This is a genomic window from Micromonospora sp. NPDC092111, from assembly GCF_044755745.1.
Classification (GTDB): domain Bacteria; phylum Actinomycetota; class Actinomycetes; order Mycobacteriales; family Micromonosporaceae; genus Micromonospora.
Map to the genome: position 1 here is coordinate 269,267 of NZ_JBIVRQ010000001.1, position 26,401 is coordinate 295,667.

Here is a 26,401-nt window from a genome sequence, read left to right on the forward strand (position 1 = left end):
CGATGGCCACACCGCCACTGCCCGCCGGGATCCGACCGGCGCGGCGGCTCACCCTGACCGACGACGTCTACGAGTCGGTGAAGGCCCTGATCATGGAGCACGCCCTCGCCCCCGGCGACCGGATCAGCATCGACGGGCTGGCCCGCTCCCTCCAGGTCTCCCCCACCCCGGTCCGCGAGGCGTTGGCCCGGCTGGAGTCCGACGGCCTGGTACGCAAGCGGGCGATGTCCGGCTACACCACCACCGCGCTGCTCACCCGGGCGGAGTTCGAGGAACTGTTCGAACTGCGGCTGCTGCTCGAACCGGCGGCGGCCCGGCGGGCGGCGACCCACGCCGGGCCCGAGGCACGTCGGCGACTCACCGGCCAGGCCGCCGCCACGGTCCCCGACCCGCGCCACGAGTCCCACCGGCACCACGTCACCGCGCTCGACGCCCGCTTCCACGACCTGGTCGCCGAGGTGTCCGGCAGCACGCTGTTACGCGAGTCGATCACCCGCCTGCACGCCCACCTGCACCTGCACCGCCGCTACTTCCCGGCCACCGACCCGGGGGTGACGGTGGCCGAGCACGGCCGGATCGCCGCCGCCGTCGCCGCCGGAGACCCGGACGCCGCCGCCAGGGCGATGCGCCGGCACCTCGTCTCGGCGCAGGCGCGGCACCTGCCCGCCTTCGCCGGGGACCGCACCGGCTGAGCCGACCGGCCCAGGGCCTCGCCGCCCGTCGCGGGGGATGCGCCCGGTCCCGGCGGCGAGGCCGGGCCGGTCACGTCGCGGTGGCCGCGGCGTCCGGGCGTCGGGGCACCGGCCGGGACAGCAGGGTGACCGCCGTGAGCAGCAGGGCCGCGCCGGCCGCGACGTACCCGGTCGGCCGCTCGCCGAACAGCACCACCGCCAGCACCGCCGCGGTGACCGGTTCCAGCAGGACCAGCACCGCGGCGGTCGCGGCCGGGACGGTGGCCAGCCCGGCGAAGTACCACCGGTAGGCCAGCAGGGTCGGCACCACACCGAGGAAGAGCAGCCAGCCGAGCACCGGCAGCGGATCGCCGGTGCGCGGCCAGACCCCCTCGGCGACGGCGAGGGGCAGCAGCGCGACGGTGCCGGCCACGAACGAGACCATGGTCGCTCCTCCCCCGCCGGCGGACCGGCCGTACAGGGTGACCGCGCTGTAGCCGAGCGCGGAGAGCAGCGCCGCGCCGACCCCCGAGGCCACCCCCGGCCCCGCCGACACGCTGCCGCCGACGAGCAGGACCAGGCCGACGAGGGCGACGGCGAGGGCGGCCACGCCCCGCCGGCCGGGCCGCTCGCCGAGCAGCAGCCGGCCGCCCAACGCGACCAGGAGCGGGCCGGCGCCGAGGGTGACCAGGGTGCCGAGGGCCAGGCCGGCCCGGTCGACCGAGGCGAAGTACGCGCTCTGGTAGCCGGCCAGGCCGACACCGAGCAGCACGGCGGTGCGTACCGGGGTCCCGGGCCGGGGACGGTCGTCCCGGCCGACCAGGGCGACCGCGAGGGCGAGGGCGAGGGCGAGCACGAGCGTGGCGACGGCCGTCCGCCAGAACGAGACGGCCAGCGGGCCCAGGCCGCTGAGCCGGAACAGCACGGCCGCGGCGGCGCCACCGGCGCCCCAGGCGACGGCGGCACCGGAGATGAGCAGGAGGTCGCGCCGGCGCGGCGCGAGACGTGCGGGGTCCATGGAGTACTCCGTGACGGAAGCCGGGATGGGAGGTCCGCGGGGTCGCGGGCGGCATCCGTCGACCGGTCCGGCGCTGCCGGACCGGGAGGGCGTGGGGTACGCGCCGCCCGCTAGCGGACGGGCGGCGGCAGGATCACGGACCACATGTCGCGCCACCCTAGCCGCCGACGGGGACGGACGGGGGGACGCCCACGGCTTGCCAGCGACCCGCCGATTATCCATACTCATGGATGTTCCTGAGCCGGAATTGATCGAGCGCCGGGCAGCCTCGATCGGAGCACCCGCAGCACACGCGATCCTCCGGAGGAACCTGTCCCATGAGAGCGAGAATCAGACTGCTCGGCACCGCCCTGGTGGCCGCCGCGCTCACCGCGCTGGCCGCGGTCGTCGTGCCCACCCCGGCCTCGGCGGCGGCACTGACCGAGGTGACCGGCTTCGGCAACAACCCGAGCAACCTGCAGATGTACCTGTACGTGCCGAACAACGTCGCGCCGCGACCGGGCCTGCTGGTGGCGGTGCACTACTGCACCGGCAGCGGTCCCGCGTTCTACTCCGGCACCCAGTACGCCGCCCTGGCCGACCGGTACGGCTACATCGTCGTCTACCCCTCGGTGACCCGCAGCAGCAAGTGCTTCGACGTCGCCTCGCCCCAGGCCCTGCGCCGCGACGGCGGCAGCGACCCGGTGGGCATCAAGTCGATGGTCGACTACGTCCGGCAGCGCTACGCCGTCGACCCGGACCGGATCTTCGCCACCGGCGTCTCGTCCGGGGCGATGATGACCAACGTGCTGCTCGGGGACTACCCGGACGTGTTCAGCGCGGGCGCGGCCTTCGCCGGCGTACCGTTCGGCTGCTTCGCCACCACCGACGGGTCGGAGTGGAACAGCCAGTGCGCCAACGGACAGCTCACCAAGACCCCGCAGCAGTGGGGCGACCTGGTCCGCAACGCCTACCCCGGGTACACCGGCCGGCGGCCCCGGATGCAGCTCTGGCACGGCACCAACGACGAGACCCTGCGCTACCCGAACTTCGGCGAAGAGGTCAAGCAGTGGACCAACGTGCACGGGCTGAGCCAGACGCCGACCTACACCGACACCCCGCAGTCCGGCTACACCCGCACCCGGTACGGCGGTAGCGGCGGCACGGCGCAGGTCGAGGCGATCAGCATGCAGGGCGTGTCGCACAACCTGCCGGTCGACGCGGCCCAGGCGATCCGCTTCTTCGGTCTCGACACCCCGCCCACCACGACCCCGCCCACGACGCCGCCGCCCACCACGGCCCCGCCCACGACGCCGCCGCCCACCACGGCCCCGCCGACGACGCCGCCGCCGACCAGCCCGCCGCCGGGGACCGGCTGCCGGGTCGAGTACACCGTGAGCGCCTGGAACACCGGCCTGACCACCGCCGTCACCATCACCAACACCGGCGGTACGACGGTCAACGGCTGGGCGCTGGCGTTCACCCTGCCGGCCGGCCAGACCATCACCAGCGGCTGGAACGCGACGTACTCGCCGACCAGCGGTGCGGTGACCGCCCGCAACCTCTCCTACAACGCGACCATCGCGCCCGGCACGTCGGTCGGCATCGGCTTCCAGGCCACCCACACCGGCAACACCGGCCGCCCGGCCACCTTCACCCTCAACGGCGCACCCTGCACCATCTCCTGACCCGCGGCGCGGGCACCGGCCCACCCCCGGTGCTCGCCCCCGCACACACCACCAGCCGGCGTAACCGCCGGCGCCCCTTCACCTCCGGCAGTGATCAAGAGCTTTACGTCACCCGCCCCGTCCCCCATGACACAAACCTCTTGATCACCCGCAAAAAACCGCCCCGACCCCAGCCCAGCCCCACGCACCCACGCACCCACGTCGCGCGCCGCCGAGGGTGCGGTGCCGGCGGTGATCAAGAGGTTTGTGTCATGGGAACTGTCCACGGTGACAGAAAGCTCTTGATCACCGCTCGGGAACTCGGGGTGGCGCGGCGGGTGGGTGGGCGGATCGGCGGGTGGGTCGGTTTCGCTGAGTGGCTTCGGCCTCTTCGGTGGGTGTGTCCGGTAGGGGCCGATCGATACCCTTGGCCGTAACGGGGTTCACCAGGGCCGTGCGCCCGCCATCGCCGGCCGCCCAGGACGGGTGGGGTGGTACGGCTGTCGGACCGATCACGAGCTGGCCCGAACCGCGCCGCCACCGAGCGTCCACGAGGGAGCCGCCATGCAGCCAGACCGACCGACGAGATCACTGAAACGCCGCCTGCTCGCACTCACGCTCGCCCTGGGCACCGTCGCGTTCGTCGCGGCCCCGGCCGCCGCCGCCCCGGGGAGCACCGGCCGGCCGTCGGCTGCGCGGTCCACCGTCTGGACGCCCGTGCCGGGTGAGGCGCAGGCCCGGTCCGCGCCGGGGACCGCCACCTACGGCGGGGACCTGCACGTGTTCGTCCGGGGCGCCGGCGGACAGGTCCGGGTGAGCCGGTACACCCTGACGACGGACACCTGGTCCGGCTGGGCCACCGTTCCGGGCGACGCGGCGGCGACGTCGGCGCCGGTGGCGGCCGTCTACGGCGGCGAGTTGCAGCTGTTCGTCCAGAGTGCCGCCAAGGTGCGCACCAGCCGGTACTCGCTGGCCACCGGCACCTGGTCGAGCTGGGCCACGGTCCCCGGCACCACCGGCGCCACGTCGGCCCCGGCCACCGCCGTCTACGGCGGTGAGCTACACCTGTTCGTACGCGGTGCGAACGGCAAGGTACGGGTCAACCGGTACTCGCTGAACACCGGCACCTGGTCGGGCTGGGCGACGATCGCCGGCCCGACCGGCGCCAACTCGGCCCCGACGACCGGTATCTACGGCGGCGACCTGCACGTCTTCGTCCGGGGCACCAACGGCAACCTGCGGACCAACCGGTACTCACTGCCCGGCACCTGGTCGGGTTGGAGCACCGTGCCCGGCAGTGCGGGCGCGACCTCGACCCCGGCGACCGTCGTCGACGGCGGTGACCTGCACGTGTTCGTCCGAGGCGGCAACGGCGACCTGCGGACCAACCGGTACTCGCAGACCACCGGCGGCTGGTCGGGTTGGGCCACGGTCGACGGCCCCGGCGGCGCGGTCTCCGCACCGGCGGCGACCGGCTACGGCGGGCCGTTGCGGCTCTTCGTCCGAGGTGCCGGTGACGAGGTCTACCAGGCGCAACCCGCCCAGTAGCCCCGGCTCTCCCGCACACTGCCCCGTCCGCCGGGTCGACTCGGCGGACGGGGCAGTGCCGCGTACCGGCAGGATGCTGGCGACGTGGTCGACCGGCTCGGGGCGGCGACGGAACCGCCTTGAGTACGACAGGGTCGCCATGAGATTCTTGTACGTCGATGACTTGCCGCGCGCGGGGCTGACAGTCGTCCACAGGGCAACCGGGAGCCGGTACGGACTTCCGGGGGACGGCGACAAGTGCGACGGAACGATGCCAGCAGTCCGTCCATCACTCCCGCCCGCCGTCTGGACGCCCCCGTGGCGCGACCCCACCCCGACCGGCCGGGCGGTTCACTGTGGTGACCAACGAAGGAACCCGCATGAACAGAGATTCCGCCCCACCGTCACGTCCCGCCCGGACCGGCCGGGGGCGCTGGACGGCGCTCACGGCGAGCCTGCTGCTCGCCACGGGGGTGCTCACCGCCACCGGTCCGTCGAGCGCCGGCGCGGCGACCGACACGGTGGCGGTGACCGTCAACGCCCGCGCCGGGCTGGCCACCGTGCCCGACACCGCGCTCGGCGTCAACCACGCCATCTGGGACTCCCAGCTCGGCACCGCCGGGACGTCGGACCTGCTGAAGGCGGCCGGCGTCCGGATGATGCGCTACCCGGGCGGCTCGTACGCCGACATCTACCACTGGCGCGACCACACCGCCCCCGGCGGGTACGTCGCCCCGAACACCGACTTCGACACCTTCATGGCGGCGGCCCGGCGGGTCGGCGCCCAGCCGATGATCATCGCGAACTACGGCACCGGCACCCCGGCCGAGGCCGCCGACTGGGTGCGGTACGCCAACGTCACCAAGGGCTACGGCGCGAAGTACTGGACGGTCGGCAACGAGAACTACGGCAACGGCCTGTACGGGTCGGCCTGGGAGGCCGACGACCACCCCGACAAGAGCGCCAGCCAGTACGCGCGGCTGGTCGTCGAGTACGCCGACGCGATGAAGGCGGTCGACCCGACCGTCAAGGTCGGCGCGGTGCTGACCATGCCGGGGAACTGGCCGGACGGGATCACCGCCGGCACCGACCCGGGGCCGTGGAACCGGACCGTGCTCTCGCTGGCCGGTCCGAAGATCGACTTCGTGGACGTGCACTGGTACCCGGGCGGCACCGCCGCCGAGTCGCTGGAGCGGACCAGCCACATCGACGACGCGGCCTACCTGCTGCGCCAGCAGCTCACCCGGTACGCCGGGCCGAACGCCGCCCGCATCGGCATCAGCTTCACCGAGCTGAACGTCGGGACCGGCCAGAACACCCAGCCCGGCGCGCTGTTCCTCGCCGACGCCTACAGCGACCTGCTGGAGAACGGGGTGTTCACGGTCCAGTGGTGGAACGTGCACAACGGCATCGGCACGGTGTCCGAGGTGGCCGGTCAGACCGACTACGGCGACTTCGGGCTGCTCTCCAGCGGCGGCTGCACCGCCGACGGGTCGGTCTGCGAACCGCCACTGAACACGCCGTTCGCGCCGTACCACGGGCTGTCCCTGATGAACCTGTTCGTCCGGCCGGGTGACCAGTTCGTCCGCGCCGGCACCGACCAGCCGCTGGTCACCGCGCACGCCGCCCGACGGCCCAACGGGGACCTCGCGCTGCTGCTGGTGAACAAGGACCCGGACGCCGCGCACCCGGTCACCGTCGACTACGCCGGCTTCACTCCGTCGGGTGCCGCGCCGACGACGCACACCCTGACCAACGGGGCCACCGGCATCGCCACCAGCCAGGCCGGCAGCGCGACCAGCCGCACCCTGCCGCCGTACTCGCTGACCACGCTGGTGCTGCGGCCCTCCGCTCCGGTCACCGCCCACCCCGCGCCGCCGGGACAGCCCACCGCGAGCGGGGTCACCGACCGGGCCGCGACCATCTCCTGGCCGCCGGCCCCGCCGAAGGGCGCCCCGATCGCCAAGTACGAGGTCTACCGGCAGAACGGGACGATCAGCGAGCAGCTCGGCGAGACGAGCGGCACCACGTTCACCGTCGGCAACCTCAACCCGGGCACCCGGTACACCGTCAACGTGCTGACCCGGGACACCGCCGGCAAGGTCTCCTGGGCCTCGCCGCCGCTGACCTTCACCACCGGCGGGCCGGCCGACAGCACCTGCGTCGTACGGCTGAGCAGCACCACCGACTGGGGCAACGGCTGGGTCGGCAACGTCGAGATCGTCAACAACGGGGCGAACCCCGTCGACGGCTGGACGCTGACCTGGAGCTGGCCCACCACCTGGCAGCGGGTGAGCAGCGGCTGGAGCGGCAACTGGACGCAGACCGGCAGCACCGTGACGGTCACCAGCACCGACGACAACCGGCGGATCGCCGGCGGCGGTGGCAGCACCACCGCCGGATTCGTCGGCGCCTACAGCGGCCCCAACGTCCCGCCCACCATGTTCACCCTCAACGGCACCCCCTGCGCCACCGGCTGAAACGCCGACCGGTACGACGGTGGCCGCCGGCGGAGGAGCACTCCGCCGGCGGCCACGCCGGGTGGTACGGGATAGATCAGAGGCCGGCCGCGTGCGCGGCGGTGGTGCCGCCGACCACGGGCAGGACCACCTTGCTGCTCTTCAGCGCGACCTGGATGTTCGCCGCGGTGGTGTCCGCCTGACTGGAGTACTGCGGGTAGCTGGCCACGATGATCACGCCGATCCGGTGGCCCGGCTTGAACACGTAGTCCTCCGGCAGCAGCGGGAAGGAGAAGTTGTACGACTCCCCCGGCACCAGCGGCACGGCGACCCGGATCGACTGCCGGTTCTGGGCGTCCATGATGCCCTTGGTGACCAGCTCGTAGTCGGCCGTGGCCAACCGCTTGGCGGTCTGCTTGTAGCAACCGTCGTCGGTCGGGCTGCTCTCCCCCCAGCAGTCCTCCGTGGTCAGCGTGATGATGCCCTCGCCGGAGGCGCGGTGCGCCACCCGCTCGTCGGTGCCGTAGTCGACCAGGATCGCCCCGAAGTTGGTGTCGGTCTGGTCGGCCGACGCCCGGAGCTGCACGGTCGGGGTGCCCGAGATGTGCAGCGGCGCGGTGAGCGGCGCGGACAGGAACGCCAGCCGGTTGGGCTGCACCACGTCCGGGTTGAGGACCATGGTGTTCTGGCTCTGGGTACGGCTGTCCTGGAACGCGCCGGTCGCCGGCTTCGCGGTCGGCACCAGCTTGAGGCCGCCCGCGCCCGTGGTGCCGGGCTGGAGGAACACCTCGGTGTCGGCCTTACCGGGAACCGGCCAGTCGGCTTGGGTCTCCCACACGTCGGCGGACCGCTCCAGGTCCACCCTCGGCTCGTCCATGATGCCGTTGGCGACGCCGTGCAGCCAGAAGTCGAACCACCGGTGCAGGGTGGACACCCACACCGCGCGACGCGAGTCGAACGGGTCGACGTGTCCCTCCTGGGAGAGCCACAGCTTGCGCGGGACGTTGTTCTCGGCCAGCGCGTACCAGAACTTGCTGAAGTGGTCCGGACGCACGTTGTCGTCGTTGAGACCGTGGTACAGCAGCACGCTGGCGGTCATGTTGGGGACCTTCTTGACGTAGCTGCGCTCGTTCCAGAAGGCGGTGTAGTCGCCGTGCTCGTCGCCGTCGGCGGCGCCCATCGCGTCCCGCACCGGCTTGCAGTAGTCCCGCCGGTTCGGGTTGGTGACCGTGTTGGCCAGCGACGCCACGTAGCTGTTGCCCCGGGTGACCACGCCGTTGCTGCGTACGTAGTCGTAGTACTCGGTGGGGCCGCTGATCGGCACCACGGTGGTCAGGCCCTTCACGCCGGTCACCGCGGTGGCCATCGCCAGCGAGCCGTCGTACGACTTGCCGATCATGCCGGTCTTGCCGTTGTGCCAGCCCGCCGTGACCACCTGGCCGGCGGCGTTGCGGGCGGTGGCCCGGCCGTTGAGCCAGTTGATCGCCTGCTTGGCGCTGAGGTTGTCCTGGTTGGCGTTGGTGGTGGGGCAGCCGGTGGAGTTGTTGGTGCCCACCATGTCCAGCAGGATCACCGCGTAACCGCGCGGCACGAAGTAGTTGTCGTAGAACAGCGGCCACTTGTCGAGCAGGCCGTCGCCGTCCAGGTCGGCCTTGCACTCGGACTCGTTGCCCCGGCAGACCGTCGAGTAGTACGGGCTGGCGTCCATCACGACCGGGACCTTGAGCCCGTTCGCGGTGGCCGCCGGCCGCATCAGGTCGAACGCGATGATGTCGCGCAGACCGTCGTTGTCACTGTCGAAGGTGGAGTCGATGAAGAGGCGTTCCCGAATGGCGTCGGCGTAGCCGAACACCGGCTGGGTGACGCCGTCCTGGACGACGATCGCCGGTGCGTCCTGCGCCGCCAGCGCCTGCGGTGCCGCGCCCAGGGCGGCGAGCACCACCGCGGACAGTACGGCCACACCTCTGCGCCAGGACGTTCCCAATCCAGCCATGCAGTCTCCTTCAGGTTCCGAGGCTGCGAACGCTATGGCTCCCCGGCCCGACGCCACCACCTGCACCTGTAGGAACTTTGCCCGCGCCGGGTCCGACGGGCCGGGCGCGGGGCCGCCGGTCAGCCCCGGTAGCCCCACTCCCGCAACGGCTTGTCCAGCACCCGCTCGACGGCCGCGAGCTGGTCGGCGCTCAACTCGTCGTGGTACGCGGCCCGCCGCCCGGCGTGGAACCGGTACCGCCCGAAGCCCTTCTCGAACGCCGGCGACCAGTCCAGGTCGAGGAAGCCGAGCATCCGGGCCACCTCACCGCGTGGGTCGGCGAGCAGGTCCTCGTAGCGCACGTCCAGCCACCGCCCCTCGGGGTGCTCGGCCCGGGCCTCGGCGAACCGGTCCATCAGCATCTTCCAGCCCAGGGCGGCGAGCACCGGGAACGACCGGTCGTACTCCTCCCACTCCTGGCGCAGGTCGGTCGGCAGCGGCCCGAGGAACCAGTTCTCCGGGCCACGCCAGCCGTCCCACCAGCCCATCTGGAGCCAGGAGTTGGTCACCGCCCGCCCGTCGCGCACCACGTTGACCACCCGTAGCCCCGGATAGCCGGCCCGGAGGAAACCGGTGCGCGGCCAGCCGGTCACGTGGTGCAGCAGCAGCCGGCAGCGCTGCCGTTCGATCCGGGCGTCGAAGAACGCGCGCAGCCGCCGCCCCACGTACGGGGTGAGGTCGTCGGCGGTCAGGTCCCGGCACGGGCGGGAGAAACCGGCCAGCACGTGCCGGTCCAGCAGGTGGTACGCCTCCGACGGGGCGACCCGCAGCCGGCCCCGTTCCAGCAGCCGGCGGCTGTGCCGCAGCGAGGTCATGCCGGCCGGGCGGGGCGCCGACCGCCGGTAGAGCGACCCGTTGAGCCCGCCGGCCAGGTTGAGCCGGGACAGCTTGTCGTCGACGCCGGAGACGAACCCCACGCCGGGGTGCCGGGACAACAGCTCCTGCACCAGGGTCGATCCGCACCGCCCGGTGCCCACCACCACCGCCAACATCCCTCAGCCCTCCTCTTGCCCGGACACCGCCGGTTGTCTGGACACCGCCGGCCCGCCCCGGCGCCACCGGTAGCCGAACCGGCGCAGCCCCGGCCCGGTCAGCCCGGTGACCACCGCGTACGACCACCCGGACAGCCCCCGCCGCCACTCGACGTCGGCGGTGATCGGCACTGGGCCGGTCCGGTGCCGGGACGGGTTGCCGGCCACCGAGTGGGTCGGCGCCAGCCGTACCGTCGCCGGACCGGTGAACGGGGTGGTCCCGGCGTCGACGCCGGCGAACACGGCGATCCGGCGCAGCGTCGCCTCCGGGTCGGCGGTCAACTCCTCGTACCGGACCCGCAGGTAGCCGCCCGGCGTACCGCCCCACAGCCGGACGGTCACGGCGTTCCAGACCAGCCACAGCAGGGCCGCCTTCCACACCGGCGGCCGGCTCATCAACCGGGAGTCGGTGTCACCGTCGAGGCCCCGGCGGCGACGCCAGGAGAAGGCGGTGGCCCGGGGGTCCCGCACCACGTGCAGCACCCGCAGGTCGATCCCGGGCAGCGCGCCGAGCAACGCGCCGTAGGGCGGCAGCTTCGACGAGTCGACCACCACCCGTGCCCCGGTGTGCCGGGCCACGGCGGCGTACAGGTCGGCCAGCGCGGCGTCGTCCGGGTGGGCGGGCACCGGCCGGCGGCCCCGCCGGTGCCGGCGCAGCAGCCCGGGCAGCCCGCGCAGCCGCAGCCGGCCACGCAGGCCGGCGGCGATCCCGGCGGCCCGCTCCACCGGCAGCTCCCGGCGCACCTCGCGCCACAGCGGGCAGTCGCGGAACGGCAGGCCGCAGCCGCACGGCCGGTTCTCCACCTCGCCGCGCTGCCACAGGTAGCGCAGTTCACCGGCGGCGAACACCCCGTCGTACTGGCCGAGGACGGTGGTCACCAGGGTGCTGCCGCTGCGTCCGCTGCCGGCCAGGTAGAGCACCCGCACCGGCCGGTTCACGCCGGCTCCCGCAGCGCCCGCGCGGCGGTCGCGTAGACCTCCCGCAGCCGGGCCAGGTGCGCCTGCGGGGAGAAGTCCCGCGCCACCCGCTCCCGCCCGGCCAGCCCCATCCGGTACGCCCGCGCCGGGTCGGCCAGCACCCGGCGCAGCCCGGCCGCCAGCGCGGCCGGATCGTCGGCGGCGACCACCTCGCCGTCCCGCCCGGTGGTGACCAGCTCGGGCAGCCCACCCAGATCGGAGGCGACCACGGGCACCCCGCAGGCGAACGCCTCCAGCACGGCCATCGGCTGGTTCTCGTTCCACCGCGACGGGACGGCCACCACCGCCGCCGACCGGACCAGCGCGTGCAGCGCCGCCTTGTCCAGCCGCCCGTGGAACCGGACCCGGCCGGGTGCCCGCCGGTGCGCCAGCTCGGTCAGCCCGTCCCGGGCCGGACCGTCGCCGGCCACCTCCAGGACGACCTCGGACGGCAGCTCGGCGAGCGCCTCGATCAGCACGTCGACGCCCTTCTCCGGGGCCAGCCGGCCGGCGAAGACCACCGCCCCGCCCGGGGTCTGCTTCACGGTGGTCGCCGCGAGGTCGACGAAGTGCGGCACCACGTGCATCCGGTCCGGGAAGACGCCGGCCCGGCGCATCACCTCCGCCAGGAACCGGCTGGGGCTGACGAACGCCTGCACCGGCGCGTACGCCCGGGTGGAGCGGTGCAGCCAGGACTCGACGGCGAGCAGCGAACTGGCCCCGAGCGAGCCGTCCTTGCACCGGCGCCGGGCCGCCCGCAGCGGACCGCCGGTCACGCAGGCGTCGCACACCGTCCCCCGGTCCAGCATCTGGTAGCTGGGGCAGGCCAGTTTGTAGTCGTGCAGCGTCATCACCGCCGGCACCCCGGCCGCCCGCACCGCGGCCAGCACCGACGGGGAGAGCTGGTGGTAGATGTTGTGCAGGTGGACCACGTCGGGCCGGAAGTCGTCGAGCACCCGGGCCAGGCCCCGCCGGCTGGCCGGCGACCAGATCATCCGGGCCGCCGCGGCCGCCCGCGGACCGGCCCCCCGGGGCGCCGGGTCCAGCTCCACCAGGGGCGGGAAGTGCCGGGCGTACGGCGTCGGGGCGTCGTTGTCGGGGTGGGTCATGCCGAAGTACGCCACCTCGTCGCCGGCACCCCGTTGCAGCTCGGCGACGTCGAGCAGGTAGCCCTCGGCGCCGCCGCGCCGGTAGAGGAACTTGTTGACATGGAGGACACGCATCGGCCTGCTCCGGGTGGTGGCCTGCTGAGGCCCGCTGGGGGTGGGGTGAGGGCGAGGGGTGCACCGGGCAGCAGCGGTGACCAGGGGCCCCACGGTATGCAAACCGGACGGAGGAGTCCAGATCATGATCCTCAAGTAGCCACACGGCCGATCATCGGCTGACCACACGGCCACGTGGTCAGCCGTGCTGATCTGCCGGTACCGTGTCCCCCACCCCGCCCGACGTGCCCGAGGAGGCTCCGGTGACCCACCAGGACGAACCCTCGGCGCTGGCGTACACCGCCCGACGGGTCCGGCGGCACCTGCGCTGGGCCCGTACCGAGGGGGTGCGGCGGCTGGTCGAGGAAGACCGGCTCGACCCGGTCGAGCGGGTCGGCACCGCGCTGGCCAAGTGGCGCTGGCGTCGGGCCCACCCGGGGCCGCCCGGCCGGGCCGTCCCGGTGTACCTGGTCGGCCTGCAACGCTCCGGCACCAACATGCTGACCCGGGGCCTGGACGCGGACCCGTCGGTCGAGGTGCGCAACGAGAACGACCGGCGGGTGTTCCACCGCTTCCGGTTACGCCCCGACCCGGTGCTCACCGCCGTCGTCCGGCACAGCCGGCACCGGTACGTCCTGGTCAAGCCGCTGTGCGACACGCACCGGGTGGACGAGCTGCTCGGCCTGGCCGGGGTCGCGCCGGGCCGGGCGTTGTGGGCCTACCGGGACGTCGACGACCGGGCCCGTTCCGAGGTGGCGAAGTTCGGCGACGCCAACCTGCGGGCGTTGCGGGCGATCGCCGACGGCACGATCGGCGACCGGTGGCAGGGCCAGCGGCTGGACCCACCGACCCGCGAGCTGGTCGCCGGCTTCGACTACGACCGGATGACCCCGCACACCGCCGCCGCCCTGTTCTGGTACGTCCGGAACTCGTTGTACTTCTCCCTCGGCCTGGCCGACCGCGCGGACACCCTGCTCTGCTCGTACGACGCGCTGGTCGCCGACCCGCCCGGGTACACCCGGCGGCTGTGCGCGTTCCTCGACCTGCCGTACGACCCGGCGCTGCACGCCCATGTCGGCGCGCGCACGCCGGCGCGACCCCGGCTGGAGATCGACGCCCGGGTCCGGGCGCTCTGCACCGAGCTGGCCGGCCGGCTGGACGCGGTGGCCGGACGGAACGCGGTGGTGGACCATGGCTGACCCGCACGCCCCGACGCCGCCGACCCCGACCGGCTCGGCGGTGCCGCCGACCCCGACCGGTTCGGCGGTGCCGACGGCTCCGGCCGGCTCGGCGGTGCCGACGGCCCCGGCCGGCTCGGACGCCCGGCCGGTCCCGGCGGCTCCGGAGGCCCGGCCCGGTGGGACTCCCGGGCCGATCTTCCTGGTCGGCTGCCAGCGGTCCGGGACGACGATGCTGCGTCTGGTGCTCGACTCGCACTCCCGGGTCAGTTGCGGCCCGGAGACCCGGTTCCTGACCGACATGCAGCGCATCGTCGGGCGGGACTGGGAGCGGCTGGCCCGGTTCGGGTTCCCCCGCGAGTTCTGGCTGGGTCGCATCGCCGACTTCTTCGGCGGCGTCCAGGCCGACTACGCCCGGTCCCGGGGCAAGACCCGCTGGGCGGACAAGACGCCGCTGTACGCGCTCTCCATCGACTTCCTGGCCGAGGTCTTCCCGGACGCGCAGTTCGTGCACGTCATCCGGGACGGCCGGGACGTGGTCGTCTCGCACCGCAAGCGGTTCGGCTACTGGTCGGCGGTCAAGTGCGTGGTGAAGTGGCCGCGCTACATCCGGATCGCCCGCGCGTCCGGCGCCCGGTTGCCGGCCGACCGCTACCACGAGCTGCGCTACGAGGACACGGTCACCGACCCGGAGAAGGCCATGCGGGGCCTGTTCGAGTTCCTCGGCGAACCCTGGGAGGCCGGCGTGCTCGACTACGACGGCAAGCAGCACGACGTGGCGGGTAAGTACACCGTCGAGGCGGACCGCCGGCGGGCCGCCGCGGGCACCGACGCCCCGATCTACGGCTCGCGGGTCGGCACGTACCGCCGCGAGCTGGACCCCTTCCTGCGGGTGCTGGTCCGGGTCTGCTCCGGCGCCACGCTGCGCGAGCTGGGTTACCGGTGAGGAGCCGGCCCGCGCTGCTGACCGGCGCGCTGGTGCTCACGCTGCTCGCCGGCTCGGCCTGCTCGGACGACCCCGCGCCCGGCCCCCGGCCGGCGCAGTCGGCGACCTCCGCGCCGGCCCCGTCGGGTCCGCCGGCCGGGCCGGTGGCCGGCAACCCGTTCGGCGCGCACTGGGACTGGTCCCGCTACGAGCAGTTCGTGCCCTACCTGGAGAAGCTCTCCGGCTCGGCGACCTACCACGAGCTGAGCTGGTGCGACATCGAGAAGACCCAGGGCAGCCCGGACTTCTCGGCGGTGGACCAGATCGCCGAGCACAGTCGGCAGCTCGGCATCACCCTGCATCTGAAGATCCGCACCGGGGTCTGCTGGGCGACCGGCGGCACCGCGAGGTTCACCCGGGGTCAGGCCAACAAGACCGAGTCGGCGATGCCGGTGGACCTGGCCGCCTACCAGGGGTTCGTCCGGGACCTGGTGAAGCGGTACGCGCCCTACGGGGTGCGCGAGTACGCGATCGAGAACGAGGTCAACGCACCGCAGTACTGGGCCGGCAGCCCGGCCGACTACAAGCGGCTGGTCACCGCCGCCGCCGAGGCGATCCGGTCGGCCGACCCGCAGGCGAAGGTGGTCGACTCCGGGATCAGCAGCGTGGCGTACGGGATGGGGGTCGCCGACCGGCTGCTGCGGGCCGGCCAGCCGGACCCGGCCGTCGCCGCGTACCAGGCGTACTTCCAGCGCCGGATCGGCACCCGGGGCCGGCTGATCCCGGCGGTGGCCGACCCGGCGGGCCTGCGTACCGCGCTCGGCAACGAACCGAACAGCCGTAACCTGGCCTTCCTCGCGGTCACCGAGGAACTGCTCGACGAACGGCTGGTCGACGTCCGGCAACTGCACTTCTACGAGCACTTCTCCGCCGTGCCCGCGCTGCTGGACTACCTGCGGGCGCAGACCCCGGCCGGCGTCCCCGTGCAGGCGTGGGAGGTCGGCCAGTTCTGGAAGGACGGCGACGGCGACGCCGCCGCCCGGGGCGACGAGATGGTCAAGGTGGTCAGCCAGCTCGTGGCCGGCGGCATCGGCGAGGTGCTCTGGCTGCCGCTGGCGTACAACCCGAACAACCGGGCGGGCGCCGAGGTCCGCTACGGTCTGCTCGACCCGGACGGCACGCAGCGGCAGGCCGGCGCGATGATGGCCGCGCTGGCGACCGCGGCCCGGGACTCGACCGTCGAACCGGTGACCGGCAAGGGGTTGACCGGGGTGGCCTTCCGGCGCGGTGAGCAGACCACCCTGGTGGTCTGGTCGACCTCCGGCGACACCGTGTCCCTGCCGGCCGTACCCGGCCTGACCAGTGGCGCGGTCGGCACCGAACCGGCCGCCCGCAGCGGCGCGGTGCCGATCGGGGCCAGCCCGGTGCTGCTGCGGACGACCGGCGATCCGGCCGCCCTCCTGGCCCCGGTCCGCTGACCGGAACCGCGCCCGCTCACCAGGTACGGGACCAACCGAGCAGGTCGGCCAGGCGGGCGTTGTGCGGGGCGAACCCGGCCGCCAGCTCGGCCCGCAGCTCGGCGGTGAGCTGGGAGGGGCCGGTGTCCGCCCGGCGGGTGTGCCGGGCGAACGCGTCCGGGGTGAACGGTGCCAGCCCGAGGAACCGCAGCACCCCGGCGTACACGGTCGCCGGGTCGGCGTACAGGTCCTCGCTGCGTACCACGTGCAGCCGCTCCCGGGGCAGCGCGGCGAACCAGCGGTCGAGCTGTTCGGCGTAGCGGCCCCGGGCGGTGTAGGAGAAGTTGCGCAGCGCGTGGTGGGCCGCCGGGGTGTCCGGTCCGTCCCGCAGCGCGTCGGCCAGCCGCTGCGGTTCGGCGGTGAGCGCCGCGGCGAAGCCGAGCGGCTCCACCCCGTACGAGCGGGTGTGCAGGTAGTGCGAGTAGGCCCGCTCGACGGGGTCGCGCAGCAGCGCCACGAAGCGGGCCTCGGGCAGCAGCCCGGCCACTCGCGCCGGCACGCTGGGATGGAACAGGTAGTAGGGGCTGGCCTCGAAGCTGCGCCGGCCGGCGGCCGCCGGCGGGAAGTGGGCCCGGTACCACCGCTGCCCGCGCCCGAAGTGCAGGCTGAAGAACTGGAGCTCCTTGCCGGTGGCGGCACGCACGTCCGGGTGCGCGGCGAGGTAGTGGTGCAGCGAGGTGGTGCCGCAGCGCTGCCCGCCGATGACCAGGAAGTCGGGCAGCGCGCCGACCCGGCCGGGCCACGCCGCCCGGCCCCAGGCGCGGGTGCCGCGTACCGCCCGGCGCAGCCGGTCCACCGCGACCCGGCGCGGTCCGGCGCTCACCGACCCACCGCCGTGCCGGCCGTGGGCCGGCCGTCGCCCGCGCCCGGAGCCGGACCGTCGGACGACGGCGGCGGGCCGCCGCGTCCGCGCCGACGCAGCAGTGTCCGCAGCACCATGAGATCCTCCCGGCTGAGCCCCAGCGCCAGCACGGCCGCCAGGTAGGTCGCCACGATCGCCGTCAGGCCGACGCCCAGCCGCCACGGCCAGCCCGGCACCAGCCACCGCACCAGCAGGCCGGCGAGCAGCGCGACCGCACCGGCGGCGATCCCCTTGAACATGCCCACGGTGAACGGCACCGCGCCCACCAGGAAGCGGACCTGCACCACCCGGGCGACGTTGACCACGATCAGCGAGACGCTCCACGCCGCCGCCGCGCCGACGATCCCGTACGCCGGGATGAGCCACAGGTTGAGCAGCACGTTGAGCACCAGCGCGGCGACATTGTCGGCCATGTTGACCGCCACCCGGCCGGACATGTTGAGCACCGTGCCGCACGGGCCGGTCGCCGCGTTGACGAGCTGGCCGAGGGCGAGCACCACGGTCACCGCCGCCCCGGTGGCGACCTCGCCGCCGAAGAGCCGCAGCAGGTCGCCGGGGAGCACCAGCAACGCCACGAACGCGGGCAGCGACAGCCGGACCACCCAGCCGGTGGCCACCGCGTACACCCGGCGGACGTCGTCGAGTTCCGCCCGGTGGTAGAGGTGCGCGATGTACGGGCCGAACGCGGCGTTCACCGGCGCGAGCACGAAGATGGCGACGGTGACCAGCCGGGTGGCGACGTTGTAGACGCCGATCTCCGGGTTGGCGAAGAACCCGAGCAGCAGGGTGTCGACCCAGATCAGCCCGGTCGACGACAGCGAGGACACCCAGCTCACCGTGGAGAAGCCGAACAACTGCCGGGGGTGGTACACCGGGCGGGCCGGCGGCACCCGGCGGACCAGCCGGACCAGGGCGACCAGGGCGAGCAGCGCGGCGGACCAGCCGGCGGCCACCAGCGCCCAGAAGGCTCCGGTCAGGCCCGCGCCGGTGGCCAGCGCGAGCCCGGTCAGCAGCAGCCGGGTGCCCGGTTCGTAGAGCTGGCCGATGAAGGTGTACGGCCGCTGGGTGCGCCAGCCCCGGGTCGCCGCCAACGCGGCCTCGCAGATCGTCGAGGCGGGCAGGGTCAGCGCGACCAGCCGCAGGCCGGTGACGAGCCCGGGGTCGTGCAACCGGGCGGCGAGCCACGGCGCGCCCCACGCCAGCCCGACGGCGAGGACGCCCGACGAGACGGCGGAGACGGCCAGCCCCAACCGGACGGTGCCGCGCAGCGCGGGCGCGTCGGAGTCGGCCAGGTGCACCGCCACGAACCGGGTCAGCCCGGCCCGGAACCCGGAGAGCGAGAGCAGCCCGGCCAGCGACAGCACGGCGTAGCACTGGGCGTACCGGCCGACCTCGCGGATGCCCAGCACCCGGGCCAGCGCCAGCATGATGAGGAAGACCGCCGCCTGGCTGAGCAGGGCACCGACCAGGTTGAGACCGCCGCCCCGGGCCATTCCCCGGATGTGCTGGTCGCCCCGCTCGGCGGGTTCGCCGGGCACCCCGGCCTACCGGCGCCGGGAGTTCTGCTCGGGTACCGTCGCCGGGACGGCCGGCAGCACCACGGTGTCGTCATTGGCCGCGCCCCCGGCCCGGCGACCGGCGATCGCCCCGGCCGGGACGGCTGCCGCCCGCCCGGTCGCCACCACCCGCCCGGTCATGCCGGCCCGCCCGGTCACTGCCGTCCGATGCCGCGCGAGCCACTCCAGGACGGCCACCAGCAGCACGGCCAGCAGCAGGCCGGCGCCGACCACCGGAAGCACGAGACCGACCAGCGCCCGCCCCCGGGAGACCGGCTGCACCTCGCCGAGGCTGGTCACCTTCTCCGGATCGGCCGCCTGGGACTGGGCCCGGGCCTGTTGCAGGCCCTGCCGGGCGGAGGCCAGCGCGCTGGTGGCGCTGTCCCGCTGCGCGAGCAACGCCTGGTAGCCGGGCAGCTTCGGGCCGAGCTCGTCCAGCCGCTTCTGACCGGCGTCGATCGACTCCGCGGCGGCGGCGGCACCCCGGCCGTTGCCGACCGCCTGCATCTGTAGCTGCTGCTGCCGCAGGCTGGCGATCTCCTGCAGGGTCGACTGGTAGAGCTTGTCCGGCTGGCTGACCTTGTTGGCCTTCTCCCAGTCGTTGATCGCCCGGGTGGCGGTGGTCAGCTCGTCGGTGGCCGCCTTCACCTCGTCGGTGGCGATGTTGACCTGACTGGTGAACAGGAACGCCAGGGCGCGTTTCCCGGTGGCCGCCAGCACCGGGGCCACCGTGGCCCGGCTGGTCGCCGTGTAGGTCACCGTCAGCTGGCTGCTCGCGCCGACCTGCTTGACCGCCAGCCCGCCGCGCAGCTCGTCGGCGGGGACCCCGGTGTCGGCCGCCACCTGGTCGACCACCTGGGGGGAGGTCACCGCCGCGGCGAACGCCGCCGCGAACTGGTTGGCCGCCTGGGTGCCGGTGTACTGCTGGGCCGCGTTGCCGCCGACCAGCGCGGGCGCCGCGACGTACGAGGTGGCCGCGTACTGCTGCGGACCGAGCAGGACGACCAGCCCGGCCGCCGCCCCGGCGACCAGCGGAATGCCCACCAGAACCCAGAGTCGACGCCGCGCGGCCCGCAGATAGTCGACGATCTCCACCCTTGTGCTCCCCACTGTCCGGTAGTTCATCCGATGCTCCGCCCGGCCGGCGCGGGCACGGCAGGTGCCGGCGCCCCGGGCGGGCCTGCCGGCAGCCCCCGGGCGACCGCGCTGGCCGCGGCGGCGAAGGCCGCGAAGTACCACAAGGTGACCACGTTCGAGATCACGTTGGAGGCCGCGCTGACCCCGACGAAGGCGACCGCGCAGCCGAGGAAACCCACCGCGATGCCCCGGCCGAGCGTGCCCGGCGGGGCCCGCCGCAACGCGGTCAGCCCGGTGTGCAGGCACAGCGCCATCATCGCCAGGTACGCGAGCAGCCCGAGCAGGCCGGTCTCGACGTACGCGCGCAGGAAGTCGTTGTGCGGCTTCTTCGCCTCGTCGGCCTCGAACTTCGTCATGTTGGGACCGATCCCGGTGACCGGGTTACGGTTGGCCAGGGACACGATCTCCGACCAGTAGCCGACCCGCCAGGCGAGCGTGTTGCCGGTCGGGCCGCCACCGACGGCGGTGCTGTCGGCGAGCTGCCCGAACCGCTGCGCCACGCTCGGCAGCAGGGCCACCCCGGCCACCGCGACCAGGCAGAGCGCCACCAGCATCCGCCGGCTGCGGTGCAGCACCGCGACCACGACCAGGCCGAGGGCCGCCCCGAGGATGGCGCTGCGGGTGTTGGTGAGCAGCAGGAACAGCAGCGACGCGGCGAGCAGCGCGCCGAGACCGACCCGGAACCGGCGGTCCAGGTAGCGGTACACCCCGAACCCGAAGATCACCATGAACATCAGGTAGCGGCCGAACGTGGTGGACTGGCTGAACGGCCCGCTGATCCGGGTGAAATCCCCCTTGACCTCGGCCGGCGGGTGGCCGAACAGCGAGAGCACCACGGTGTAGCCGATCGCCAGCACCAGCGAGGCGTACGCGGCGAGCAGGATCCGGCGGACCGCCGGCAGATCCGGCATCAACTGCTCCAGGACGACGAACATCACCACCACGGTGCCGATCCGCAGCGCCTCCAGGGCGCTGGGCGCGGGCTGGGCGGCACCCAGCGCGCTGACCAGCGAGGTGGCACCGACCAGCAGCAGGGCCACGCCGAGCGGGGAGCCGCGCAGCCGGCCCCGCTGCCGGAGCTGGGCGGCCAGCCAGAGGCCGGCGGCGAGCAGGAACAGCACGGCGAGGATCGTCGACGGGTCCATCGTCCGGGTGGCCGCCGCGCCGTCGGCCCGACCGGCGGTCGGGCCGCTGAGCTTGAACAGGTCGACGCAGGAGCGCACCGCCAGCATCAGCATCACGTACGCCGAGAAGCGGGTCAGCGCGAGCAGCCCGACGAGCAGCCCGGCCACCACCACCAGGGGCAGCACCATGCCGACCCGGCCGCCACCGCTCGCGGCCAGCCCGGCGCCGACCGCCACCACGGCGCAGAGCAGGGCCGCGGCACCGGTCAGCAGGCGTCCGGGCGCGTCGCCGGTGGACCGCCGCCGCCCTCCGCCGGGCAGGGTGGGATCACCCACCGTGCCGTGTCGCTGTCCGTCCACTCGCTCGCCGACCGCTCGTTTCCACAGGTTGGTGCCGGACGCCAGCGACGGCCGGGTGAACGGCCTAATCTAACGGCCGGCGAGGGGTCGGGACATGGGCCGTTACGCCGACCGTGGGCGACGTAACGTCCTGTTCCCGGCGGCGACGGGGCGACCGGACGGCCAGCTCGAAGTACAGCCGTTCCAGGTCGCGGGCCGCCGCGTCCCAGCTGTACTCGGCGAGCACCCGGTCGCGCAGCAGCACCGCGCCGGCCCGTTCGGCCGGCACGTCGGCGGTCACCGTGGTCAGCGCGCGGAGCAGGTCGTCGCCGTCGCCGTCGCGGAACAGCCGCCGGCCGGGGCCGTCGTGCTCCAGCACCTCGACGTGCGGTTCGATGTCGCTGGCCACCACGGGCAGCCCGTACGAGGCGGCCTCCAGCAGGGTCAGCGGCAGCCCCTCCAGCCGGGACGGCTGCACGAAGGCCGCCGCGTGCGAGTACAGCTCGGCGAGCAGGTCGCCGTAGACGAAGCCGGTGAACACGACGCGCGGGTCGTCGCCGGCCGCCCGCCGGAGCCGGGCGACGTACTCGTCGGTGAAGGCCGAGCCGCCGACGACGGCCAGCCGCAGGTCGGTCGGCAGCCGGCGGAACGCCTTGATCAGCAGGTCGGCGGCCTTCTCCGGTACGAGCCGGCCGACCAGCAGCAGGTAGCCCCCGGGCCGGAGGCCGAACCGGGGCAGTTCCCGGGGCGGCAGGTGGGTCGGCACGGCCACCCCGTTGGGGATGTAGCGGGCGGGCCGCCCGAACCGGCTGGCGTAGTGTGCCGCCAGGCCCTGCGACACGGTCACCCGGGCGTCCGGCAGGTGCCCGCTGAGCCGGTACGCGGTGCCGAGCACCGTACGCGCCGCCCGGCCCCACTTGCCCCGCTGGTTGTCCAGCCCGTGCACGGTCAGCACCACCTTCGCCCGGGAGGCGTAGCGCGCCAGCGGCGCCGTCAGCACCGGACCGAGGCCGTGGTAGTGCACGATGTCGGGCCGTTCGGCCAGCGCCGCCACCGTGGAGGTGGCCGAGTGCACGATCGCGTCGAGGTGTTTGCTGCCGACGGTGCGGGCCCGGCGCAGGCGGATGCCGCGGTGCCGGTCGGTGACCACGCCGCCGTAGCTGTCCCGGCAGTAGACGGTCACCTCGTGCCCGAGCGCGGCGAGCCGGCTGGCCATCTCCTCCACGTGCCGCTCGATCCCCCCGTAGGTGGCCGGCACGCCCTTCTGGCCGATCATCGCCACCCGCAACGGGCGCCACCCCGGCACCCGGGCCAGGGCCGGGCCCGGCCCGTCGGGGCGGAACTGGTCGGTCAGCTCGACGGCATCATCACGGAACGGCACTGTCCCCCCTAGGTTTCGCGGCGCCGGACGGTGAAGCAGGCACCCGGCGCACCGGACGCTAGATCATCGACGTTCTCCTGGCCAGAGGCCGGACAGCCAGACCTGACCAGGCATTTTGCGGCCACCCCCGAGCCGGTACGGCGCCGGGAGGACGGAGTCTCCGTCCTCCCGGCGACCGGTGGGTTACGTCAGGCGGTCGGGCCGCCGAACTCCACCCAGTTGAGGTTGAACAGGCTGGTCGTCGGCCCGCCGCTGACGGGCTTGAAGACCAGGTAGAGCTTGTGCGTGCCGGCCGCCTGGCTGACCGGGAAGGTCTGGCTCGCCCAGACGCTGGTGCCGCTGGTCGCGTTGACCGTCGCGCTGGTCACCAGCTCCCCGGTCGGCGAGTCGAGCCGCAGCTCGACGATGCCGCGCGGGGTCCCGGCGGTGGCCGTGGAGCCACCGGCGTACCGGAAGGTGACCTTGTCGATCCCGCCGAGGTTCACCGGGTCGAACGCGATGTGGTCACCGTTGTCGATGCCGGCCACGTGCTGGCCGCCACCGACGTCGGTGGTGTTGGCCAGCGTGACGCCCTGCTGCACCTGCGCGAACTCGGCCTGCTGCCGGCGGGTCTGCAGGACCACCTGGTCGAGGGCGGACAGCGCCGGCTGGCCGTTGGCCCCCTTGTCGGTGTAGGTGGCGCTGATCGCGCCGTACAGGTAGCCACCGGCGTGGTCGGCGCCGTCCTCCGGGCTCTCGAAGGAGCCGGAGCAGCCGTTGGCGTCGCTCATGCCGTGCCCGTGCGTGTCGTGGCCGAGGACGAAGGAGACCGTCACCCGGCCGCAGTCGATCGGGCCGTCCTCGGGGTCGGTCACGGTGACCGTCCACGGCACGGTGTCACCCCAGTTGAAGAAGGTGCCGGAGAGCGGCGAGGTGACCTCCACCGTGGGCGCGGTGTTGCCCACGGTGATCTCCCGGGTGAGCACCGCCGTCTTGCCGCTGGAGTCGGTGACCGTCAGCTTGGCGGTGTAGACCCCGTTAACGGTGTACGTGTACGACGCGTCGAGCTGGGTCGAGTCGGTCGTGCCGTCGCCGTTGAAGTCCCAGGCGTACGAGATGGTCTCGCCCGGGTCGGCGTCGTAGGAGCCCTCGGCGGAGAACTGCACGGTCAGCGGCGCCTGGCCCGAGGTCGGGCTGGCCTCCAGCTTCGCCACCGGGGCGCGGGTGCCCTTGGCGTACCGGATCACCGACAGCGCGGCGTCCGGGTTGGCCCGGAAGAACCCGTCACCGTACTCCAGCAGGTAGAGGTTGCCGTTCGGGCCGAACTCCATGTCCATCGGGTTGTCGAAGACGAAGCCCGGCAGGAGCTGTTCGACGCCGAGCAGGTTCCCGCTGCCGTTGGTGCGCATCATGTAGATCTTGTCCCGGGTGAACTCCCCGAAGACCACCGCGTCGTGGTAGTACTCCGGGAACTTGGTCTCGGAGTTCAGCGCGGCGTCGTACTTGTAGATCGGGCCGCCCATCGGGCCGACGCCGCCGGTGCCGAGCACCGGCCACTTGAACTCGCAGGTGCCGGGCGGCGTGCTGAGGTACGCCTCGGCGCAGGTGGTGGTGGCCCGGAAGGTGTAGTTGAGCTGCGGCTCCTGCACCGGCGGGAGGACCCGACGGCCGGTGTTGCGCGGCGAGTCGTTCACCGGCGCGGCGCAGTTGAAGGCGCCCTTCGACTGCTTGGTGACGAAGTCGTAGTCGATGTAGGGCAGGCTCGGCGAGTAGCAGTACGGCCAGCCGTAGTTGCCGGCCTTGTTGGTGGCGATCCAGCGGCCGGTGCCCTCCGGCCCCCGGGCCGGGTTCGGCGTCTGCGAGTCCGGCGAGTAGTCGCCGATGTAGACGAAGCCACGGGAGTCGACGTCGAAGCGGAACGGGTTGCGCAGACCCATCAGGAAGATTTCCGGGCGGGTCTTGTCGTCGCGGTCCTCCGACTCGGGGAACAGGTTGCCGGCCGGGATGCTGTACGACCCGTCCGCCTTCACCTTGATCCGCAGCAGCTTGCCCCGCAGGTCGTTGGTGTTGGCCGCGGAGCGCTGGGCGTCGTAGCCCGGACCCTGGGTCGGCGACTCGTTGATCGGGGTGAAGCCGTCCGAGCCACCGGCGTTGGTGTCGTCGCCGGTGACCAGGTAGAGCAGCCCCTTGCCGTCGAACTTGACCTCACCGGCGACGTGGCAGCAGATGCCCCGGTCGGTGTCGACCTTCATGATCTTCTGCTCGCTGGCCAGGTCCAGGTGCGGGGTCGGCTCCTCGACGAACTTGAACCGGGAGAGCTGGTTGTGGCCCTTGTAGACGTCCCACGCGCTCGGGTCGGTGCTGGTCGCCGGCGCGTCCGTGATCGGGGTGTCCAGCTTGGGCGCGTAGTAGGCGTAGACCCACTTGTCGGTCGCGAAGTCCGGGCCGACGGTGATCGACTGGAGGCCGTCCTCGTCGTGCTGGTAGACCGGGATGGTGGTGATGACCGGGCTGGCCCCGGTCTCCGGGTCGTACAGCCGGATCTCGCCGCTGCGGGTGTTGTGCAGCACCCGGCCGTCCGGCAGCACCGACAGGGTCATCGGCTCGCCGGGCTCGTCGTTGAGGATGACCTTCTCGTAGTTGGCCTTGACCGTCGCGCCGCAGTCCCCCTCGACCAGGCCGGCCGACCACTGGATCGCGCCGAGCAGGTGCTTGCGGAACGCGCCGTTGGCGTACGAGTCGGCGGAGTGGCCGAGGCCGGTGTAGAACGACCGGCCGCCCTGGAAGTCCTTGCACCAGGAGATCGGGTGGTCGTAGCCCATCGTGCCGCCGGTGAACGACTTCTCGTCCACGGTGGCCAGCACGTGCGCGGTGCCCCGGACGTTGGTGGTGTAGTTGTACCACTCCTCGTTCAGGCTGAGCTGCCGGGCGAGCGGCTTGCTGGCCGGGTGCGCCCGGTCGGCCACGTCGATGGTCGCGGCGCCGGTCGACGCCTTACCGGCCACGGTGGTGCCGACGATGTCGCGGTAGAAGGTCCAGGACGGCTCGGTCTCGGCCGCGGCGTGCACGCCGAGGTAGCCGCCGCCCTTGCGGATGTACCGCTCGAAGGCCGCCTCCTGACCACCGTCGAGCACGTCACCGGTGGTGTTCAGGAAGATCACCGCGCCGTAGCTGGCGAGGTTGTCGTCGGAGAAGGCGGTGGAGTTCTGGGTGACGTCGACGGTGAACCCGTTCGTGCTGCCCAGGGTGCGGATCGCGTTGACGCCCTTGTCGATGGACGCGCGCCGCTCACCGTCGGTCTTGGTGAAGACCAGGACGCTCTTGTGGTCGTGGCCCGGATGGGCTGCCGCCGGGGCGATCGCGGCGAGCGGGGTGACGATCCCGATCCCTGCGACCACGGCGAGCCATCGGTGTACCGATCTTGGCATCTGATTCCTCCGGTGGGGGGACGATGTGCTGCCTGCTCCGGGCGGGTGCCGGGGCCACCCGAAGTGGTTCTGGTGCGCCGCGTTCTCGGGGTGCCCGGGACGACGCCGTCCCGGCCCCGCCACGGTCCCCGGCCCGGGGACCGCCCGTACGGCCGGCGGGCCGGACGGCCACCCGGCCCCGTCGTCCGGGCACGCTGCGGCGGCGGCCCGGGTACGGGTCGAGGAGGTGGTGCGGTGGGCGCGGGCCGATGGCCCGCCGAGAGGGGGTCCGCCTGCTCACGACCCGCTGACGGGCGGGTCGGCCGGCGGTAACCGGCCGCCGGCAATCCGGCGGGTGTGACCGGTGCGGCGGCGGCGCGACGCCCCGGGGGTGGGCGTGGTCGGGTCTCGCGACGCGACCACGCCCCCCGATCGGGTGCCGCCGGCGGTGGT

18 protein-coding genes are annotated in these 26,401 nt (G+C 73.5%); 7 read left to right on the forward strand and 11 right to left on the reverse strand.

What is annotated here, in order from left to right; genetic code table 11:
* The first annotated feature begins 2 nt into the window (after positions 1–2).
* Positions 3–692, forward strand: coding sequence for a GntR family transcriptional regulator (locus tag ACIQG9_RS01225; RefSeq protein WP_400397006.1), 690 nt, complete (start codon positions 3–5; stop codon positions 690–692).
* A gap of 70 nt (positions 693–762) precedes the next feature.
* Here ACIQG9_RS01225 and ACIQG9_RS01230 read toward each other — a convergent pair whose 3' ends face one another.
* A complete protein-coding gene (locus tag ACIQG9_RS01230; protein WP_400397009.1) occupies positions 763–1,689 on the reverse strand; it encodes a DMT family transporter in 927 nt (308 codons plus the stop codon).
* A gap of 317 nt (positions 1,690–2,006) precedes the next feature.
* On the opposite strand from ACIQG9_RS01230, the gene ACIQG9_RS01235 reads away from it, so the two are divergent.
* The 3 genes from ACIQG9_RS01235 (at position 2,007) to ACIQG9_RS01245 (ending at position 7,342) form a co-directional block, all read left to right on the forward strand.
* Positions 2,007–3,356 (forward strand): PHB depolymerase family esterase, encoded by a 1,350-nt coding sequence (locus ACIQG9_RS01235; protein ID WP_400397011.1) that lies wholly within the window; start codon positions 2,007–2,009, stop codon positions 3,354–3,356.
* 543 nt (positions 3,357–3,899) lie between these two features.
* The gene (locus ACIQG9_RS01240; RefSeq protein ID WP_400397014.1) at positions 3,900–4,883 is read left to right on the forward strand and encodes a hypothetical protein; all 984 of its coding nucleotides are present in this window, start codon (positions 3,900–3,902) and stop codon (positions 4,881–4,883) included.
* A 359-nt stretch (positions 4,884–5,242) separates the two neighbouring features.
* Positions 5,243–7,342 (forward strand): cellulose binding domain-containing protein, encoded by a 2,100-nt coding sequence (locus ACIQG9_RS01245; RefSeq protein WP_400397016.1) that lies wholly within the window; start codon positions 5,243–5,245, stop codon positions 7,340–7,342.
* A gap of 76 nt (positions 7,343–7,418) precedes the next feature.
* Here ACIQG9_RS01245 and ACIQG9_RS01250 read toward each other — a convergent pair whose 3' ends face one another.
* From ACIQG9_RS01250 to ACIQG9_RS01265, 4 genes are all read right to left on the reverse strand, one after another.
* Positions 7,419–9,314, reverse strand: coding sequence for a CocE/NonD family hydrolase (locus ACIQG9_RS01250; protein ID WP_400397019.1), 1,896 nt, complete (start codon positions 9,312–9,314; stop codon positions 7,419–7,421).
* Between the two features lie 119 nt (positions 9,315–9,433).
* Entirely contained in the window at positions 9,434–10,345 is a 912-nt protein-coding gene (locus ACIQG9_RS01255) for a sulfotransferase family protein (RefSeq protein WP_400397022.1), read from the reverse strand.
* 3 nt (positions 10,346–10,348) lie between these two features.
* The gene (locus ACIQG9_RS01260; protein WP_400397028.1) at positions 10,349–11,323 is read right to left on the reverse strand and encodes a sulfotransferase family protein; all 975 of its coding nucleotides are present in this window, start codon (positions 11,321–11,323) and stop codon (positions 10,349–10,351) included.
* A complete protein-coding gene (locus ACIQG9_RS01265; protein ID WP_400397036.1) occupies positions 11,320–12,564 on the reverse strand; it encodes a glycosyltransferase in 1,245 nt (414 codons plus the stop codon). Before ACIQG9_RS01265 ends, ACIQG9_RS01260 begins: the two co-directional genes overlap by 4 nt.
* 242 nt (positions 12,565–12,806) lie before the next feature.
* Here ACIQG9_RS01265 and ACIQG9_RS01270 point away from each other — a divergent pair, with 242 nt between their 5' ends.
* The 3 genes from ACIQG9_RS01270 to ACIQG9_RS01280 are packed head-to-tail and all read left to right on the forward strand — an operon-like array spanning position 12,807 to position 16,124.
* Positions 12,807–13,742 carry a hypothetical protein gene (locus tag ACIQG9_RS01270; RefSeq protein WP_400397039.1) on the forward strand — a complete coding sequence of 312 codons (936 nt, stop codon included), beginning with the start codon at positions 12,807–12,809 and terminating at the stop codon, positions 13,740–13,742.
* Positions 13,735–14,667: a sulfotransferase gene (locus ACIQG9_RS01275; RefSeq protein ID WP_400397042.1), complete on the forward strand. Its 933-nt coding sequence runs from the start codon at positions 13,735–13,737 to the stop codon at positions 14,665–14,667. Before ACIQG9_RS01270 ends, ACIQG9_RS01275 begins: the two co-directional genes overlap by 8 nt.
* Positions 14,664–16,124, forward strand: a complete 1,461-nt coding sequence (locus ACIQG9_RS01280) for a hypothetical protein (protein ID WP_400397044.1) — start codon at positions 14,664–14,666, stop codon at positions 16,122–16,124. Before ACIQG9_RS01275 ends, ACIQG9_RS01280 begins: the two co-directional genes overlap by 4 nt.
* Positions 16,125–16,140: 16 nt before the next feature.
* Here ACIQG9_RS01280 and ACIQG9_RS01285 read toward each other — a convergent pair whose 3' ends face one another.
* From ACIQG9_RS01285 to ACIQG9_RS01310, 6 genes are all read right to left on the reverse strand, one after another.
* A complete protein-coding gene (locus tag ACIQG9_RS01285; RefSeq protein ID WP_400397046.1) occupies positions 16,141–16,986 on the reverse strand; it encodes a sulfotransferase family protein in 846 nt (281 codons plus the stop codon).
* Positions 16,983–18,563, reverse strand: coding sequence for an oligosaccharide flippase family protein (locus ACIQG9_RS01290; protein ID WP_400397049.1), 1,581 nt, complete (start codon positions 18,561–18,563; stop codon positions 16,983–16,985). The genes ACIQG9_RS01285 and ACIQG9_RS01290 overlap by 4 nt, the downstream gene beginning before the upstream one ends.
* A gap of 6 nt (positions 18,564–18,569) precedes the next feature.
* Positions 18,570–19,706 carry a Wzz/FepE/Etk N-terminal domain-containing protein gene (locus tag ACIQG9_RS01295; protein WP_400397051.1) on the reverse strand — a complete coding sequence of 379 codons (1,137 nt, stop codon included), beginning with the start codon at positions 19,704–19,706 and terminating at the stop codon, positions 18,570–18,572.
* A complete protein-coding gene (locus ACIQG9_RS01300; protein WP_400397054.1) occupies positions 19,703–21,178 on the reverse strand; it encodes an O-antigen ligase family protein in 1,476 nt (491 codons plus the stop codon). The genes ACIQG9_RS01295 and ACIQG9_RS01300 overlap by 4 nt, the downstream gene beginning before the upstream one ends.
* Before the next feature lie 88 nt (positions 21,179–21,266).
* Positions 21,267–22,562 (reverse strand): glycosyltransferase family 4 protein, encoded by a 1,296-nt coding sequence (locus tag ACIQG9_RS01305; protein WP_400397057.1) that lies wholly within the window; start codon positions 22,560–22,562, stop codon positions 21,267–21,269.
* A gap of 188 nt (positions 22,563–22,750) precedes the next feature.
* On the reverse strand, positions 22,751–25,969 hold the full coding sequence (locus ACIQG9_RS01310; RefSeq protein WP_400397060.1) for a ThuA domain-containing protein: 3,219 nt from the start codon (positions 25,967–25,969) through the stop codon (positions 22,751–22,753).
* Between the last annotated feature and the right edge of the window lie 432 nt (positions 25,970–26,401).